This window comes from Dactylosporangium sp. NPDC050588 (assembly GCF_040654975.1).
GTDB lineage: Bacteria > Actinomycetota > Actinomycetes > Mycobacteriales > Micromonosporaceae > Dactylosporangium > Dactylosporangium maewongense.
The window spans coordinates 25,420-41,392 of sequence record NZ_JBFAJA010000095.1; the positions used below are offsets into that span (position 1 = coordinate 25,420).

General features: G+C 73.3%; 14 protein-coding genes. 8 read left to right on the forward strand and 6 right to left on the reverse strand.

The features are described 5' to 3' along the window. Nucleotides 1–84 precede the first annotated feature (84 nt). Nucleotides 85–1,161: an EamA family transporter gene (locus AB0I21_RS46935; RefSeq protein WP_360570876.1), complete on the reverse strand. Its 1,077-nt coding sequence runs from the start codon at nt 1,159–1,161 to the stop codon at nt 85–87. A 407-nt stretch (nt 1,162–1,568) separates the two neighbouring features. On the opposite strand from AB0I21_RS46935, the gene AB0I21_RS46940 reads away from it, so the two are divergent. Then, nucleotides 1,569–2,561 carry a hypothetical protein gene (locus AB0I21_RS46940; protein WP_360570878.1) on the forward strand — a complete coding sequence of 331 codons (993 nt, stop codon included), beginning with the start codon at nt 1,569–1,571 and terminating at the stop codon, nt 2,559–2,561. A 173-nt stretch (nt 2,562–2,734) separates the two neighbouring features. Beyond that, a complete protein-coding gene (locus tag AB0I21_RS46945; protein ID WP_360570880.1) occupies nt 2,735–2,977 on the forward strand; it encodes a hypothetical protein in 243 nt (80 codons plus the stop codon). Nucleotides 2,978–2,985: 8 nt separating this feature from the next. Here the strand turns inward: AB0I21_RS46945 and AB0I21_RS46950 are convergent, their stop codons facing one another. Beyond that, nucleotides 2,986–3,942, reverse strand: coding sequence for a lactonase family protein (locus AB0I21_RS46950; RefSeq protein WP_360570882.1), 957 nt, complete (start codon nt 3,940–3,942; stop codon nt 2,986–2,988). Between the two features lie 100 nt (nt 3,943–4,042). On the opposite strand from AB0I21_RS46950, the gene AB0I21_RS46955 reads away from it, so the two are divergent. Next, nucleotides 4,043–5,044, forward strand: a complete 1,002-nt coding sequence (locus AB0I21_RS46955; protein ID WP_360570884.1) for an acyl-CoA desaturase — start codon at nt 4,043–4,045, stop codon at nt 5,042–5,044. 113 nt (nt 5,045–5,157) lie between these two features. On the opposite strand, the gene AB0I21_RS46960 is transcribed toward AB0I21_RS46955, so the two are convergent. Beyond that, the gene (locus AB0I21_RS46960) at nt 5,158–6,276 is read right to left on the reverse strand and encodes a hypothetical protein (protein WP_360570886.1); all 1,119 of its coding nucleotides are present in this window, start codon (nt 6,274–6,276) and stop codon (nt 5,158–5,160) included. 124 nt (nt 6,277–6,400) lie between these two features. On the opposite strand from AB0I21_RS46960, the gene AB0I21_RS46965 reads away from it, so the two are divergent. From AB0I21_RS46965 to AB0I21_RS46975, 3 genes are all read left to right on the forward strand, one after another. Continuing rightward, nucleotides 6,401–8,215, forward strand: coding sequence for an NAD-binding protein (locus AB0I21_RS46965; RefSeq protein ID WP_360570888.1), 1,815 nt, complete (start codon nt 6,401–6,403; stop codon nt 8,213–8,215). Between the two features lie 109 nt (nt 8,216–8,324). After that, complete coding sequence (locus AB0I21_RS46970) at nt 8,325–9,512, forward strand: serine protease (RefSeq protein WP_360570890.1); 1,188 nt, start codon at nt 8,325–8,327, stop codon at nt 9,510–9,512. 64 nt (nt 9,513–9,576) lie between these two features. Continuing rightward, a complete protein-coding gene (locus AB0I21_RS46975) occupies nt 9,577–10,287 on the forward strand; it encodes a phosphatase PAP2 family protein (RefSeq protein WP_360570892.1) in 711 nt (236 codons plus the stop codon). On the opposite strand, the gene nagA is transcribed toward AB0I21_RS46975, so the two are convergent. Further along, nucleotides 10,245–11,363, reverse strand: coding sequence for an N-acetylglucosamine-6-phosphate deacetylase (nagA, locus tag AB0I21_RS46980; protein WP_360570894.1), 1,119 nt, complete (start codon nt 11,361–11,363; stop codon nt 10,245–10,247). The two genes, AB0I21_RS46975 and nagA, sit on opposite strands and share 43 nt — an antisense overlap. Then, a complete protein-coding gene (locus AB0I21_RS46985) occupies nt 11,360–12,316 on the reverse strand; it encodes an ROK family protein (protein ID WP_360570896.1) in 957 nt (318 codons plus the stop codon). Before AB0I21_RS46985 ends, nagA begins: the two co-directional genes overlap by 4 nt. A 185-nt stretch (nt 12,317–12,501) precedes the next feature. Here AB0I21_RS46985 and AB0I21_RS46990 point away from each other — a divergent pair, with 185 nt between their 5' ends. Next, nucleotides 12,502–13,287 carry a DeoR/GlpR family DNA-binding transcription regulator gene (locus AB0I21_RS46990; RefSeq protein WP_344514276.1) on the forward strand — a complete coding sequence of 262 codons (786 nt, stop codon included), beginning with the start codon at nt 12,502–12,504 and terminating at the stop codon, nt 13,285–13,287. 25 nt (nt 13,288–13,312) lie between these two features. After that, nucleotides 13,313–13,678, forward strand: coding sequence for a DUF3263 domain-containing protein (locus AB0I21_RS46995; RefSeq protein WP_360570898.1), 366 nt, complete (start codon nt 13,313–13,315; stop codon nt 13,676–13,678). 41 nt (nt 13,679–13,719) lie between these two features. Here AB0I21_RS46995 and AB0I21_RS47000 read toward each other — a convergent pair whose 3' ends face one another. Beyond that, nucleotides 13,720–15,915: an AAA family ATPase gene (locus tag AB0I21_RS47000; protein ID WP_360570900.1), complete on the reverse strand. Its 2,196-nt coding sequence runs from the start codon at nt 15,913–15,915 to the stop codon at nt 13,720–13,722. Nucleotides 15,916–15,973: the final 58 nt, after the last annotated feature.

The window sequence follows — 15,973 nt, forward strand, 5'->3', positions numbered from 1 at the left end:
CCGTCTGGTGCTGACCGCCTCGGCGGACGGCGGCCGGACGGTGGGTCCGCTGCAGCTGAACGCTGCGGCGGAGGGGCGTGGCTTCTACACCTCGGGCCCGGTGCTCTCACCGGGCACGTGGACCGTCAAGGTCACGGGGCCGGGTGCGAACCCGGTCTCCGCCACGGCGGTGGTGACGTCGCGCCTCGCACAGTCGCCGCCACCCGCGTCCGGAGCGGCTGCCGCCGCTCCGGAACGGGAGTCCTCCCACCTCTGGTGGTGGGGGCTGGCGGCGGCCGTGGCGGCGGGGGCGTTCGCGGTGGCGGCCGTCGTGCGGCTGCGGCGCTCCAACTGACCACCGACCACCACCGACAGCAACAACAGTCCGGCACCAGCCGCTGACCAGCCCGTCAGCGGCTCGTGCAGGACCAGCACGCCGAGGGCGACCGCGGCGAGCGGCTCGACGAGGGCCACGACCGCCGCGGTCGTGGCCCTCACGACCGTCAGGCCCGCGAAGAACAGCGCGTAGGCGAGGGCGGTCGGCACCGCCCCGAGAAACGCCAGCAGCGCCACCGTCTCTCCGGTCCCGCCCCTGGTCGGCAGCAGGCCCTCCAGCAGCGCCAGGGGCAGCAGCACCACGGTGCCGACCGCGAAGCCGCCGAGCGCCGAGTCGAACGGGTCCTCCTTGCCCGCCCGGTTGAGCAGCGTGACGCCGGCGTAGCCGGCCGCGGACACGAACGCCACGGCGAGGCCCGCCGCGTCCACGGTGTCGACGCCCACCAGCAGCACGAGGCCGGTCACCGCGAGGGCGACGGTCGGGACGCTAGCGCGCTCCTTGAAGAGGATCCGGTCGCCGATCGCGACCAGCACCGGCCCCGATCCGAGCACGACGACCGTGGCGACGGCGACGCCGGTGAGGTCGATCGCCACGTAGTACGCCGTCTGGTAGAGCGCCATGCCCAGCCCGTTGAGGACCAACCGGCGCTTGTTAAGTGGTTTTTGTCCGTTTTTCTGGAATGGCCGAATGGCCGCGAGCAATGCGATGCCGCCGAGGTACCGCCAGAACGTGACCGCGATCGGGCCGAGTCCGCTGCGGTCGTACAGAACGGCGGCGACAAACCCGCCGACACCCCAGGCCAATCCCGCGAACGCGATGCAGAACAGTCCTCTGTTATGTCCCATTTATGTCTTACTCCCGAATTGTCGTGACGCTGCCAGAGCTGGGGATTCGGGCAGCCGTCACCGGCGTCGCGGCGCGAGGCCGTGACGCTTCTCCGGGTCCTTCGCCTGCCCGCTAGCGGATGGGCGGCGAAAGCACGACACGCAAGCACATGGCGGGCACGTTAGCGATCACCCGCCGGCGGGACACCCGATTTACCAGCCACGATCACGTTCTGGTGACAACTGACCGACTGCGCCGTGGTGATCATCACTGTCCGTCGCCGGGTTACCCCTGCTGACCGGCCCTTTTACGCGTGGGCGTGACAATTCGTGTCCGGGTTTTCATCGGATTGTCACCCTTCGATGGGTCGCTCTGCCTGGGTCATGACCTTTACGCTGTAGCGACACGCACAGCCGGAGGTCGCGCCGTGGCTCTTTCCGCACCCGCCACGCACGGGTCATCCTCGGGTCAGGGCCTGCCCTGGACCCTCGACGGCGGCAGGGGCATCCTCGGTCTCGACCCCGTCACCGGCGCCCTCGTGGTCTGGGCCGCGCTGATGGGCGTCATCGTGCTGTTCATCCTCTTCGCCGCGATCCTGTCCCGCTGGAGCCTGGCCCGCATCGACCGGGCCGAGCGCCGGGCCGAGGTCGCCGAGGCCGACGCCAGCCTCAGCCCCGCCGAGCGCGCCCGCCTCCGGGTCGAGGCCGGCGAGCTGATCCGTCAGGCCGCAGCGACCGCCGCCGCCGCGAAGCGCGCCCAGCTCGAGGTCGGCGAGGCCCAGGCCCGCGCCCTCGCCGCGCAGCAGGCCCGCGAGGTGGCCTGGACGACGTTCGACGTGGCGCAGAAGGCCTACGAGGAGGCCCTGAACGCGGCCGCCGCGGCCACCGCCGGCGACGCCGGTGACGAGGACGAGGAGAGCAAGCGCGAGGTGTCCCGCGCCGCCCTCGCCGCCTTCAAGCGCGGCGACATCACCGTCGACGCCCTGGAGTCCGTCTTCAAGGGCGCGTCCGGCTGGGACCCGCTGCACGAGCTGCAGGCCCGCGAGATCGAGCTGCGCCGCTCCGCCGAGAGCCGCGCCCGCCGCCTGTACGACGCGGCCGCCGCGGCCGAGCGCGCCGCCGTGAAGGCCGCGGACGTGGCGGTCGTCGCCGCCCAGGCCCTGGCCGAGGAGGCCGCGGGGGTCGCCGAGGAGGCGGCCGAGCTGCGCGACACGCTCGACGCCGCCCGCCAGTCCGCGATCACCGCCTCCACCGTCACCCGCAAGCAGCGCCGCGTCCCGCAGCAGCGCACGAAGAACGCCCGCGTCACCGACACCACCCGCGCGGGCACCGACCCCGCGGCCACCTCCGACCCCGACCGCACCCAGGACATCCGCGCCGTCCTCGAGGCCCGCAACGCCTCGCTGACCGAGGCCGCCTGAGACCGCCCGGCCCGCACCGGCGGATGCCCGCCTCCACCCGGCGCGATGCTCTCTCGTGCCTGGCGAGGGAGCGGCCGGGGACCGCGCGGTCGGCGCTGCGGCGGATGACGCGGTGGGGGAGAAGCCGCCCGGAGGCTTGTAGAACGAGCGTTCAGTGTCGCAGCATGGAGGACATGGGTGAGCTGGTTGCGCTGCCCAAGTCGGGCGACGTGTTTGAGGACGTGCGGGGAGACGACCGCACCATGCGGGTGACGTGTCATCCGATGCGCGGCACGGTGGTGGTGTCGCTGTGGGTGGACAAGATCTGCCGGGCGTCGTTTCAGCTGGCCGAGGGCGACCTGCCCAGGTTGCGGGCCGCCCTCGACGCCATGCAGTTCAACGCCGAGCCGATGGTGGTCAAGGAGGCGAGCGCCTGAGGCGGGCCTCAGCGCAGGTGCAGGACCATGCTCGGGGACGGGTGCTCCAGGACCGTCCGGCCGGGCTGCGGGACGCCGGTGGCCGGGTCCAGCTCCAGCAGCGTGACGGTGTCCGAGTGCTGGTTGGCCACGGCGAGCGCGCCGTCGAGCAGGGCGAAGTGACGCGGCCAGGTGCCGCCGGTGGAGACCTCGTCGAGCGGTGACAGGGCGTCGGCGGTCACGGCGAACGTGGTGATGGTGTCGTTGCCCCGGTTGGCGACGTAGAGGCGCGTGCCGTCGGCCGACAGCAGCAGCTCGCTGGGGAAGTTGTCGCCCGCGGGCGGGACCAGCACCGACGGCTGGACGTCGAGGACCTCGAACCCGCGGTCCAGCACGGCGACCGTCGAGGTGAGCTCGTTGGCGACGAAGACCCGGCCGTCGGGGTGCAGGACCAGGTGCCGTGGCCCGCTGCCCAGCGGGGTGACGGACGTGGCGCGCTGCCGCTCCAGGACGCCCGAGGGCGTCAGACGGTAGTGGACGATCTCGTCGAGGCCGAGGTCCACCACGTACACCATGGAGTCCCGCACGGTCACCTGATGGGCGTGCGGCGCGCTCTGCCGGTCCGGGTGCACGCTGCTGCCGGTGTGCTGCACGAGATCGGTGCGCGAGGCCAGGCCGCCGCCGGCGTCGAGGGCGAAGACGGAGACGCTGCCGCCCTGGTAGTTCGCGGACAGGACGAACCCGCCGGCGACCGCGAGGTGGCACGGGGAGGCGCCGCCCGTCGGCAGCGAGCCCAGCGGGGTGCCGTCGAGGCGGAACGCGGCGACGTGGCCCTCGTCCAGCTCGGCCACCGTGTAGATGACACCGCCGTCGGCGGAGGCGGCCAGGTATGAGGGCGACGACGCGCGGATCGGCGGGGCCGACGGCTTGAAGTCGTCGTCGAAGAACGAGATCTGGTCGGCGTAGGAGCCGATGAGCACTGGCACCTTTCCAACCCTAACGGGGGCTGAGGGTAGGGGCAGCACCACCACAAACAGCGGGGCTGCCCGGCTCGTTCCGGAGGCCCGCGATCGCGAGGCTGGACGCATGACGCTGCTGGCCGACCGCACCTCAGACTTCACGACACTGTCCCGCCACATCCGTGCGGCCGGTCTGCTCGACCGCCGCCCCGGCTATTACGCCCTGCGGTTCACCCTGGTGGGTGCCCTCTACGCCGGCGGGTGGGCCGCCCTCGCCCTCATCGGCTCGTCCTGGTGGGCGCTGCTGGCCGCCGCGGTGCTCGCCGTCGCGTTCGCCCAGGTGGCCCTGGTCGCCCACGACCTGGCGCACAAGCAGGTGTTCCGCACGTCCCGGATCTCGGAGATCCTCGGCATGCTGGTGGGCAACCTCGGCATCGGGATGAGCTACGGCTGGTGGATGAACAAGCACACCCGCCACCACGCCAACCCCAACCACGAGGAGCACGACCCCGACGTCGCGCCCGACATCCTGGTCTGGTCGACCCGCCAGGCGAGCGAGGCGAAGGGCCTGGCCCGGCTCATCGGCGGCTGGCAGGCGGTGCTGTTCTTCCCGCTGCTCCTGCTGGAAGGGTTCAACCTGCACGTGTCCAGCGCCCGCGCGATCGGCAGGATCAAGCGCTCCAAGCTCGAGGGTTTCCTGCTGTACGGCCACTTCGTCGCCTACCTGGTGGCCGTCTTCGCGCTGCTGTCACCCGGGATCGCGGTCGCGTTCATCGCGGTCCACCAGGGGCTGTTCGGCCTGTACCTGGGGCTGACCTTCGCGCCGAACCACAAGGGCATGCCGACCCTGACCGGCGACGACGAGCTGGACTTCCTGCGCAAGCAGGTGCTCACCTCCCGCAACGTGCGCGGCGGGGTCCTGGTCGACGTGCTGCTCGGCGGCCTGAACTACCAGATCGAGCACCACCTGTTCCCCAACATGCCGACCCCGAACCTGCGCAAGGCGCAGCCGATCGTGGAGCGGTACTGCGCGGAGATCGGCGTGCCGTACCTGTCGGCGACGTTCGTCGACTCCTACTCGCAGGCGCTGCGCCACCTGCACGACGCCGGGGCGCCGCTACGGAAGTGAGAAAGGGCCGGCGGATGACCGCCGGCCCTTCTCATGTGGATGGTCGGCGGGTGACCGCCGGCCTTGCTGTGTGGACGGTCGGCGACCGCCGGCCGTTCCTTGTGCGACGACGGTCAGCGGCCGCCGAGCAGCCCGCCGACCAGCGGGAGGTCGCCGCCGGCGATGCCGTTGAGCAGCGGCAGCCCGCCGACCACCGGCAGCGCCTCCTCCGAAGCGCCCGCCGAGGCCGCGGCGGAAGGGCCGGCGGAGTGCCGCGGGGTGTACGCCGAGGCGTGCCGCGGCGCGTAGGTCTTCTCGGTGACGAGCGGCAGCTGGCTCGCGGCCTGCGGCAGCGCGCCGGTCGTGGGCACGAGACGGTTCGCGACCGCGGTCGTGCTGACGCCCGGGGTCGGGCCGACGCCGCCGATCACCGGGACGCCGGTGATCGAGTCGTTCTTCAGCACGTCGCTGCCGCCGAGCGGGAGCTCGCCGATGGGCAGGCCCGAGTCCGCCTCCGTGCCCGAGATCCGCTGGACCCGCTGGTTGCCCGAGCGCTTGCCGCCGGTGCCGACGGGGACGGCGAGGTCGTCGACGGGCTTGAGCGTGCCCTGCACCGGCAGCCCGCCGACCAGCGGGAGGCCGCCCGTGCCGCCGCCGAGTCCGCCGACCAGCGGCAGCCCGCCGCCGGCGGTGTTGCCCAGCGGGAGGCTCGTCGCCTCGCCCGGGACGCCGGGGAACGCGGTGCGGGTGTCGGCGATCGACGTGCCGTGCAGCGTGTCACCGGCGGCGACCGGTACACCGGAAACCCCCGGCAGACCGAACTGCTGCAGCGAACCGACCAGCGGCAGCGCCGCCCCCGAGTCCTCGGCCGGCAGCTGGTTCGGCACCGACTGCAGGTTGGAGACCTTACTCGACGTCGCGCGGGGCAGCCCCAGCATCTCGGTCGGGATCATGTCCAGCACGCTGGGCAGTTGCCGGGAGCTGCCGGAAGGGCGTGACAGCTGGGGGCTGCTCAGCCGCGTCGAGGTGGTGCGGCGGCCCGCCTGCGTGCTGCTGTCCGCGCTCGTGTCGATGCGGGAGCCGTGCGCCTCGAGCTGCAGCGACTGGTTGTTGGGGCCGCCGGCGGGCGACAAGAGATCGTCCAGCTGGCCGGGCATCAGGGCGTCATCGGCGTGTGCGGCACCGGCACCGAGCAGCAAAATGCCGCCGGCCACACCGACGGTGCCGACCGCCCGGCGAAACCACGTGTTCATCCTCGTAAACCAATCTGGTCGACAAATCCGATCGCCTGTTCAACGACCAACCCGGACAAAGTGACGCGGCAGTTGTCGATCGAGCGGGACCCCGGGCGTTGGTGATCTTCGTTAGGATCGCCCCGTGGAGTCCGAATCGTGGTTGATGCGCCGGCTCCGCAGCGGCCTTCCCCACGCTCAGGCGATCACCCGTCCGTGGTGGGTCGAGCCCTTCTCGGATCCGCGCCGGCCCCCTCGGCTCGCGGCCACGAAACACATCGTCGTCTGCGGTGACGACCCCCTCGCGCATCGCCTGATCGAGGAGCTGATCCACCAGTACGGGGTGCGCGTCACCGCGATCCTGCCGAGCGTCGACCGGCGGCACGGGCCCGACATCGCCCGCCTGCTGCGCGAGCGCGGCGGCCGGATCATCGAGGCCGCGAACCCCGACCGGGAGGCGTTCGAGCTCGCGGGGCTGGCGACCGCCGACGCGCTCGCGCTGGTCAAGCAGGACGACATCGGCAACCTCGACGCGGCGCTGCAGGCCCAGGAGGTCAACCCCGGGCTGCGGTTCGTCATCCGGATGTTCAACCTGCGCCTCGGGCAGAGCGTCCGGCGCAACTTCGCGGACCTCCGCGTCCTGTCCGACGCGCAGATGGCGGCGCCCGCGTTCGTGTCGGAGGCGCTCGGCGAGGTCGCCCCGGTGCACGTCCGCGTCGCGCGCCGCACCCTCTTCGTCGCGCGCCGCCCGGAGGTGCGGGCGGAGGACGTGATCTGCGGGCTGGCGGTGACCGAGGGCGACGGCGAGCCGGTGCTGCTCCCCGCCGACCAGAGCGCCGCGGACCTCGTGCTGGCCGTCGCGACCGGCGAGCCCGTCAGCACCGTCGTCGCCCGTGAGGACGACATCCGCCAGGTGCACCGGCGGCGCCGCTGGCGGTGGCTGCGCAACCCGTTCCGCGCGTACCAGGGACTCGTCGGCCGCCGGCTCTGGACGACCTCACTGATCATGGCCGGCCTGCTCGCCGCGGGCACCGCGATCATCGCGAGCTTCAGGGACGTCCCGTGGTGGGACGCGGCCTACGTGACGCTGCTGTCCGAGCTCGTCGGCGCCGGCCCCGACCTGGAGGCGCGCTGGCCCGAGAAGCTCGTCACGGTCCTGCTGAGCCTGGTCAGCATCGCGCTGGTGCCGGTCATCACCGCGGCGGTCGTCGAGACGATCGTCAACGCGAAGCTCGCCATCGCGCTCGGCCGGCTGCGGGAGCCGCTGTCTGACCACGTCGTGCTCGTCGGGCTCGGCAACGTCGGCACCCGCGTCATGCACGCGTTCGTCGACCTGGGCGTCCCCGTCGTCGTCATCGACCGCAACGAGAACGCCCGGGGCGCGCAGTCCGCCCGCGACCGCGGCGTGCCGTTCATCGTCGGCGACGCCAGCCGCGTCGCGACGCTGCGCGCCGCCTCGGTGGACACCAGCCGGGCGCTGGTCGTGGTCTCCACCGACGACCAGGCCAACCTGGAGGCGGCCCTGGAGAGCCGCGAGCTCAAGCCCGACCTGCGGGTCGTGCTGCGGCTCTTCGACGGCGCGTTCGCGCACCGGGTGCAGCAGGCGTTCGGCATCACCGCCTCGCGGAGCGTGTCGTTCCTCGCGGCCCCGGCCTTCGCGGCGGCGCTGCTGGAGCGCGAGGTGATCGGCACCATCCCCGTCGACCGCAAGGTGCTGCTGCTGGCCGAGGTGCCGGTGGTCGCCGCCTCCGACCTCGACGGCGGGCCGGTCGGCTCCGCGGAGGACGTCGGCGAGGTCCGGGTGCTGGCGGTCACCACCGACGACGGGCGGCAGACCGTCTGGAGCCCGCCGCCGAACTACGTGCTGTGCGCCGGTGACCTGCTCATCGTGGTGGCGACCCGGGTGGGGCTGGGCAACCTTTTGGCTCAGACCGGCGGGACGGTCGACCCAACTCCCTGACTTCCCGCCTCCTCCGCACCGGATCCGTCGTTGAATGAGGCGGATCGCCCGATTTACCCCTAACAGTCCGGGCGGTTCCTTCATGCGGACCATCGGGAGGATCGCGCTCATGCGCCGTAGGGTTTTGCTGGTGACCGGGGTGTGCGCCGTCGTGGCGCTCGCCGGGGCGGGCGTCGCGGCCGCGACCTCGTTCGCCCCCGCACGACAGCCGGCGACGGCGTCCGCGTTCGCGGCGCCCGCGCACGACAGTCCCGCCGCCACGGTGTCGGGCGTCATCGAGCCGATCACCGGCGACGCGTCGACGTTCCGCTACCCCGGCGCCGACTACGTGAAGGTCCACTTCTCCCGGCTGCAGCTCAAGCCCGGCGACACGGTCAAGGTCAGCGACGCGACCGGTGACGAGGTCCACCGGTACAGCGCGGCCCAGCTGCGCGACACGGACAACTGGACGATGTCCGTCTCGGGCGAGTCGGCCACGGTCAGCGTCGAGCGGGCCGGCGACCCGCTGGGCATCAAGTCGAAGCTCGCCGGCCTCGGCCTGAGCGTGGACAAGATCGCCCGCGGCCAGACCCCCGCCGAGCAGGCCGCCGCCGAGCGGCTGGCCGCCGCGGCGCCGCACACGGAGAGCATCTGCGACAGCGACGAGAAGGAGAACGCCGCCTGCTACAAGTCGGCCGACCCCGTCGCGTACGCCAACTCCAAGCCGGTCGCGCGCATCCTCATCCAGGGCGTCGAGCTGTGCACCGCGTGGCGCGTCGGCACGAAGAACCGCATGATGACCAACGCGCACTGCTTCACCACCACCCGCGAGGCCCGCAACACCGAGGTGTGGTTCAACTACGAGTGCGCGCAGTGCGGCGGCGGCCCCACCCTGCGCCCGGTCAAGGTCATGGCCGACCAGGTCCTCGCCACCGACGACGTCCTGGACTACACCCTCTTCACGGTCCGCAACTTCGACGCGATCGCGCGCTTCGGCTACCTCCAGATGGACGACCGCGCCCCCGTCCGCGGCGAGGAGCTCTACATCCCGCAGCACCCGCGCGGCATGCCGACCGTGATCACCACGTACGACAGCAGCGAGCGCTCCGGCAACTGCGCCGTCGCCAACCCCGCGTACAACGGCTACGACGTCGACACCGACATGTCGTACTACTGCGACACCGACGGCGGCTCGTCCGGCTCGCCCGTCATCTCCCGCCGCACCAACAAGGTCATCGCCCTGCACCACTTCGGCGGCTGCCCCAACTCCGGCGTCCGCATGGACCGCATCGCGGCGGACATCAGGAACCTCGTGTAGAGGTCCTGTGCAGGGTTTGTCCGGGGCCGGGTCCGTTTCGCTTCGTCGGGTAGCGTTTTCCGACATGCGGAACGTGCGCCCGGCCCTGTGGTTCGACCTGGTGCTTCTGGCACTCTTCGCCGCGATCACCGTCGCGCTCGCGCTCCGGACGCCGCTGCTGTCACTCGACCTCGCCGTCCGCGACCTCGTCGACGCGCACCGCCCCTCGTGGGCCTACTGGACCGCCCGCGTCTTCAACTACCTCGGCCAGGGCGGCCAGGTCCTCACCCCCCTGGCCGTGCTGACCGCGCTGGTCATCGGCTGGCGCACCCACTCCGTGCGCCCCGCGCTGCCGGTCATCGGCGGCTTCGTCATCACGTACCTGACGATCGGCCCGCTGAAGGTGTGGACCGACCGGACCGCCGCGAGCGACCACAAGGTCGTGCACCCGGAGTACCTCTTCCACGTGCCGACCGGCATGTCGTATCCGTCCGGGCACGTGGTCAACGCCATCGTCTGGTACGGCGTGCTCGCCATCCTCCTCGGCGGCCTGCTCCGCCCCGGCCAGCTGCGCGCCATCCGCTACGGCGCCCCGGCGATCGTGCTCTTCACCACGACGTACCTGAGCTTCCACTGGGTCACCGACGGCCTCGCCGCCATCTGCCTCGGCCTCGTCCTCGACCGCATCCTGCAACGGGTCCCGTGGGACACGATCCCGCTGCCGCGCCGGCTCGCCGGCTGGTCAGGCCCGGTTCAGGACACCCAGGCGCCGGAGCGCATGACGCGGGTGACGTGAAGGGCGTCGTCCAGGAGGACGAGGTCGGCGCGCCGGCCGGGGCGCAGGGTGCCCAGGTCGTCGGCGAGGCCGATGGCGGCGGCGGGGGTGGCCGAGGCCATCCGGGAGGCGTCGACGAGGGACAGGCCGGCGCCCACGGCGCGGCGGAAGGCGGCGTCCATCGTCAGCGTGCTGCCGGCGATCGAGCCGTCGCGGGTGAGGCGGGCCACGCCGTCGGCGACGGCGACGCTCTGGCCGCCGAGCTCGTATTCGCCGTCGGGCATGCCGGCGGCGGCCATCGCGTCGGTGATGAGGGCGGCGCGGGCGGGGCCGGTGATGGAGGCGGCGAACGCGAGGGTGCCGTCGTGCAGGTGTACGCCGTCCGCCACGAACTCGCACGTGACCGGCGCGGCGCCGAGGAGGGCGAAGACCGGGCCGGGCTGGCGGTGGTGCGGCGGGCGCATGCCGTTGAAGACGTGGGTGCCGACCGTCGCGCCGGCGTCGACGCCCGCGAGGGTCTCCTCCCAGGTGGCGTCGGTGTGGCCGAGGGCGGCGACGACGCCGCGGGAGACGAGGAGCTTGATGGCGTCCAAGGCGCCGGGCAGCTCGGGGGCGACGGTGACCATGCGCACGGCGCCCTCGCCGGCGTCGATGAGCGAGTTGAGCTCGTCCAGTGACGGGTGGCGCAGGTGCGCCGGGTTCTGCGCGCCGCACCGCGCCTGCGACAGGTACGGGCCCTCGAAGTGCACGCCGGCCAGGACGCCCTCGCCGACCAGCGGCGCGAACGCCTTCGTGGCGGACAGCATCAGGTCGGGGGGCGAGGTGACGAGGCTCGCCAGCATCGTCGTGGTGCCGTGGCTCAGGTGGTACGCGGCGGCGACGCGGGCCGCTTCGGGGTCGCCGGTGGTGAACGTGGCGCCGCCGCCGCCGTGGACGTGGATGTCGACGAACCCGGGCACCACCGTGCCGGCCGTCGCGTCGACCGCGCCGGTGAAGGCCTGCCCGACCTCGGCGATGCGGTCGCCCTCGACCCGGACGAAGCCGTTGTCGATGACGCGGTCGCCCGCGATCACCCGTACGCCGGACACCACCGTCATGCCGTTCCTCCTGTGCTGTCGTTGCGCTGGTCTTGCAGTGCGTCCAGGGCGAGCAGGGCGGCGCCGAGGCAGCCGGCCTCGTCGCCGAGCGCGGCGCGGGTGATCTCCGGCTCGCGGTGGAACGTGACGCGGGCGTGGACCCCCGCCCGCAGCGGGGCGAGCAGTGCCTCGCCCGCCTCGGCGAGGCCGCCGCCGAGGACGATGACCGCCGGGTCGAACAGGGCGATGCCCGTCATCAGGCCGTCCGCCAGGGCGTCGATGGTCTCCTGCCACACCGCGACGGCGGCCGGCTCGCCCTCCGCGGCCAGCCGGGCCACGTCCTCAGCGGTGGCGGGACGGCCGGCGTGCTCGCCGTACCGGCGACCGACGGCCGACGCGGAGGCGATCGACTCCAGGCAGCCGCGCTGCCCGCACCCGCACATCGGCCCGCCGGGGCGCACCACGATGTGGCCGATCTCGCCCGCGGCGCCGTGCGCGCCCGTGTAGACCTGCCCGTGCACGACGTTCGCCGCGGCGATGCCGGTGCCGATGGGGATGACCAGCACATATGAGTGGCCGCGCCCGGCGCCCAGCCGCGCCTCGGCGAGCCCGCCGGCGCGCACGTCGTGGCCCAGCGCGGCGGGCAGGCCCAGCCGCTCCTCCAGCAGCGCCTTCAGCGGCACGTCGCGGAAGCCGAGGTTGGCGGCCCAGACGGCGATCCCGTTGCGCTCGTCGATCACGCCCGGGACGGCCAGGCCGGCGGCCCGCGGGTCGAGGCCCTTCGCGCGCGCGGTGGCGGCGAGGCCCTCGGCGATGTCGAGGATCGTCGCGATGACCGCCTCGGCCCCCCGCTCGCGGCCGGTGGCGTGCCGCTCGGCGTGCAGGACCTGGTGTGTCGCCTCGCCTTCGGCGCCGACCAGCGCACACTTGATCCCGGTGCCCCCGACATCGAGGGCGATCACGGTCTGCGTCATGTGTAGCTCGTCCTCGCGCTGATCGATGTGGCATGAAGCCGGGCGGGTTCGCGCATCATTGCGCACTGTCGGGCAGGCTGGCAACCGTACCCCTCGGGTTAGTTTGAGCAGTTGCCTTTGCGTTTACCCGTAGTTTCGCGCATTATTGTGCACACATCTCGCACCGTACGCGCAGGGAGGGGCTCGTGGACCGCTACGCGCGCTGGAATGCGCTCCTCGAGATCCTCACCGACAGCGGGCGCATCAGCGTGGAGGACGCGGCCGAGCGCCTCGACGTCTCGCAGGCCACGATCCGCCGCGACTTCGACCAGCTGGCGCAGCAGCAGATGATCACCCGCACCCGCGGCGGGGCGGTCGCCAACGGCGTCTCCTACGACCTGCCGCTGCGGTACAAGACGGCGAAGCACGCACCCGAGAAGCAGCGCATCGGCGCGGCCGCGGCCGCCCTGGTCTCGCCCGGCATGGTCGTCGCCCTCAACGGCGGCACGACGACCACCGAGGTCGCCCGCGCGCTCGCGGTGCGCCCCGAGCTCACCGGCGGTGTCGACGACGCTCAGCTCACCGTGGTCACCAACGCGCTCAACATCGCCAACGAGCTGCTCGTGCGCTCCCGCATGAAGATCGTCGTGACCGGCGGCGTGGTCCGCCCGCAGTCCTTCGAGCTCGTCGGCCCGCTCGGCGGCAACATCCTGCGCGACGTCACCCTCGACATCGCCCTGCTCGGCGTCGACGCGCTCGACGTCACCCTCGGCGCCGCCGCCCACCACGAGGGCGAGGCCGCGATGAACAGCCTCATGGTCGCCCGCGCCCGCCGCGTCGTGATCATCGCCGACAGCTCGAAGCTCGGCGGTCACGCGTTCGCCCGGATCTGCCCGATCGACCGCATCGACACCCTGGTCACCGACTTCAACGCCACCCCGGAGACCCTGGCCGCGTTCGCCGCCGCCGGCGTCAAGATCGTGACCGCCTGACCCGTCCCGCCGGTACTGTGGGGCGATGCAGCGCGACGACCTCACCGCCGCCCGGGTCCCAGCGCAGCCCCCGACCCAGGACCCCGACGACTTCGTCGACACCGACGTCGCGGACCCAGACGCGGACCCTGACGCGGGCCCCGATCTCGCGACGGCCGAGGAGCCCCCGGAGCTCGACGACCGGAGCAAGGCCATCCTCGCCTTCGAGCGCCGGTGGTGGCGCCAGGCGGGCGCCAAGGAGCAGGCCGTCCACGACACCTTCAACCTGTCGGCGACCCGCTACTACCAGCTGCTGAACACGCTCCTCGACGACCCGCTGGCCCTGGCCCACGACCCGGTCGTCGTCCAGCGCCTCCGCCGCCTCCGCGCCTCCCGCTCCCGCCGCCGCTGAGCGCCGCAGCGGCGTTCGGCGGCGTTCGGCAGCGGGCACGCTCAGCGGGCCTGTTGCTGCTCGGCGTAGGCGGCGAGCCAGGCGACCTGGACCGGGTCCAGGGAGGGGCGGACGCGGTCGCGGGCGAGGGCCACGTGGGCGGCGGTGACCTCGGTGGCCTCCAGCGACTCGCGCATGGCGGCCAGGGCGGACTCGCGGATGAGGGCGGCGCAGTCGGCGGCCGAGAAGCGGTCCAGCGACGCGGCCAGGGCGGCCAGGTCGACGTCGGCGGCGAGGGGCACGGACTTCGCGGCGGCGCGGAGGATCTCGGTGCGGGCGTCGGCGTCCGGGGGCGGCACGAAGACGAGGCGCTCGAGGCGGCCGGGGCGCAGCAGCGCCGGGTCGACCAGGTCGGGGCGGTTCGTGGCGCCGATGACGACGACGTTGCGCAGGGACTCGACGCCGTCGAGCTCGGTGAGGAGGGCGGCGACGACCCGGTCGGTGGTGCCGCCGTCGGTGGCCTGGCCGCGGGTCGGGGCGAGGGCGTCGACCTCGTCGAGGAAGACGAGGGTGGGAGCCGCCTCTCGGGCGCGGCGGAAGAGCTCCCGGACCGCGCGCTCGCTCTCGCCGACCCACTTCGACAGCAGCTCGGCGCCCTTCACCGACAGGACGTTGGCCTTGCCGGTGCCGGCGATCGCCTTGACCAGGTACGTCTTGCCGCAGCCCGGCGGGCCGTAGAGCAGGACGCCGCGGGGCGGCTCGATGCCGAGGCGGGAGAACGCGTCCGGGTAGGACAGCGGCCACAGCACGGACTCGGTCAGGGTCTGCTTGACCTCGACCATGTCGCCGACGTCGTCCAGGGTGACCTTGGCGAGCTCCAGCGACGACTCGGCCATCGACGTGGGGCGCACGACCTCGAGGGCGGCCTCGAAGTCCGCCATCAGCACGCCGGTGCCGTCCCCGTCGCGGCGGTGCCGCAGCGCGGCTCGTACACCGGCCTCACGCGACAACGCGGCGAGGTCCGCCGCCACGAAGCCGGGGGTGCGGCCCGCGATGTCGTCGAGCCGGACGTCGTCGTCGAGCGGCATGCCGCGGGTGAGGACGGCGAGCTGCTCGCGGCGCAGGGCCGCGTCGGGGAGCGGGACGGCGATGCCGTGGGCGAGCAGGCCGGGGGAGTGCAGGGACGGGTCGACGGCCTCGGGGCGGCTGGTCGTGCAGACGACGGCCTCGCCCTCGCGGACGAGCTCGCCGATCAGCTGGCGGAAGACCGTCGACAGCGGGCCCGGCTGGTCGCGCGGCGCGAGGGCCTCCACGTCGGCGACGAGCAGGATCGCCGGGCGGGCGGCCCGCACCTCGCCGGCGGCCTCCCGCAGCCGGGTGGCGGCGGCGTTGTTGGTGAGCGCCGCCAGCTCCGGCGCCCACAGGGGGACGACCCGCGCCCCGACGCTCGCCGCGACGGCGTGCACCAGGGCGGACTTGCCGGAGCCGGCGGGGCCGGTGATCAGCACCCCCAGCGCCACCGTCGTGCCGAGCCTCGCCAGGACCTCGCCGTGGTGGAAGCCGAGGTCCAGCAGCTCGCCCAGCTGCTCGGCCTGCGCCCTGAGCCCGGGCAGGTCGTCGAGCGCGACCGCTTCCGGCGCGGCGGCCGGCGGCGCGACAGGCACGGGGCCGCCGGGCGCGTGGGTGGCGTGGCCATGGTGCCAGCCGACGGCGGTGTCCATGGTGACCAGCGCGCCCGCGCCGGGGCCGGCGGCGACGACGGTGAGCAGGGCGCTGGTCCAGCCGTAGCCGACGGTGTTCTTCAGGCTGCGCCGCGCCGCCTCGAACACGCCGGGGTCCAGCGAGGTCAGCGACACGTCCTGCGGCAGCAGCGAGACGTTGTCGCCGACGGTGACGACCTTGCCCAGCAGCGCGAGCCGCAGCATCTCCGGCGACACGACCCCAACGATCTCCGGCGGCCCGGACAGGGTCACCGACGCCGCGGCCCGCAGCGGCGCCGCCGTGACCGTCACCTGGCCGCCGTCGCGCAGGCCCAGGTTGCCCAGCAGGAGGTCGTCGGCGTAGAGGAGGGCGCGGCTGGCGCTGGCCTCGGCGACCGCGGCGATCCCGGCGGACTCGCGGCGGCCGGTGAGGGCGATCGGGTCGCCGGCGCGCAGGCCCAGTGCGGCCAGGACCTCGGGGTGGAGCCGGACCACGCCGCGGCGGGCGTCCAGGGCCGCGGGGCGCAGGCTGGCGGTGAGCGTCAAGGTCGCGGCCACGCACCGAGCGTATAACTCGCCCGCTTGCTGTGAACCTGCTGAGGAATTCGACATCGCG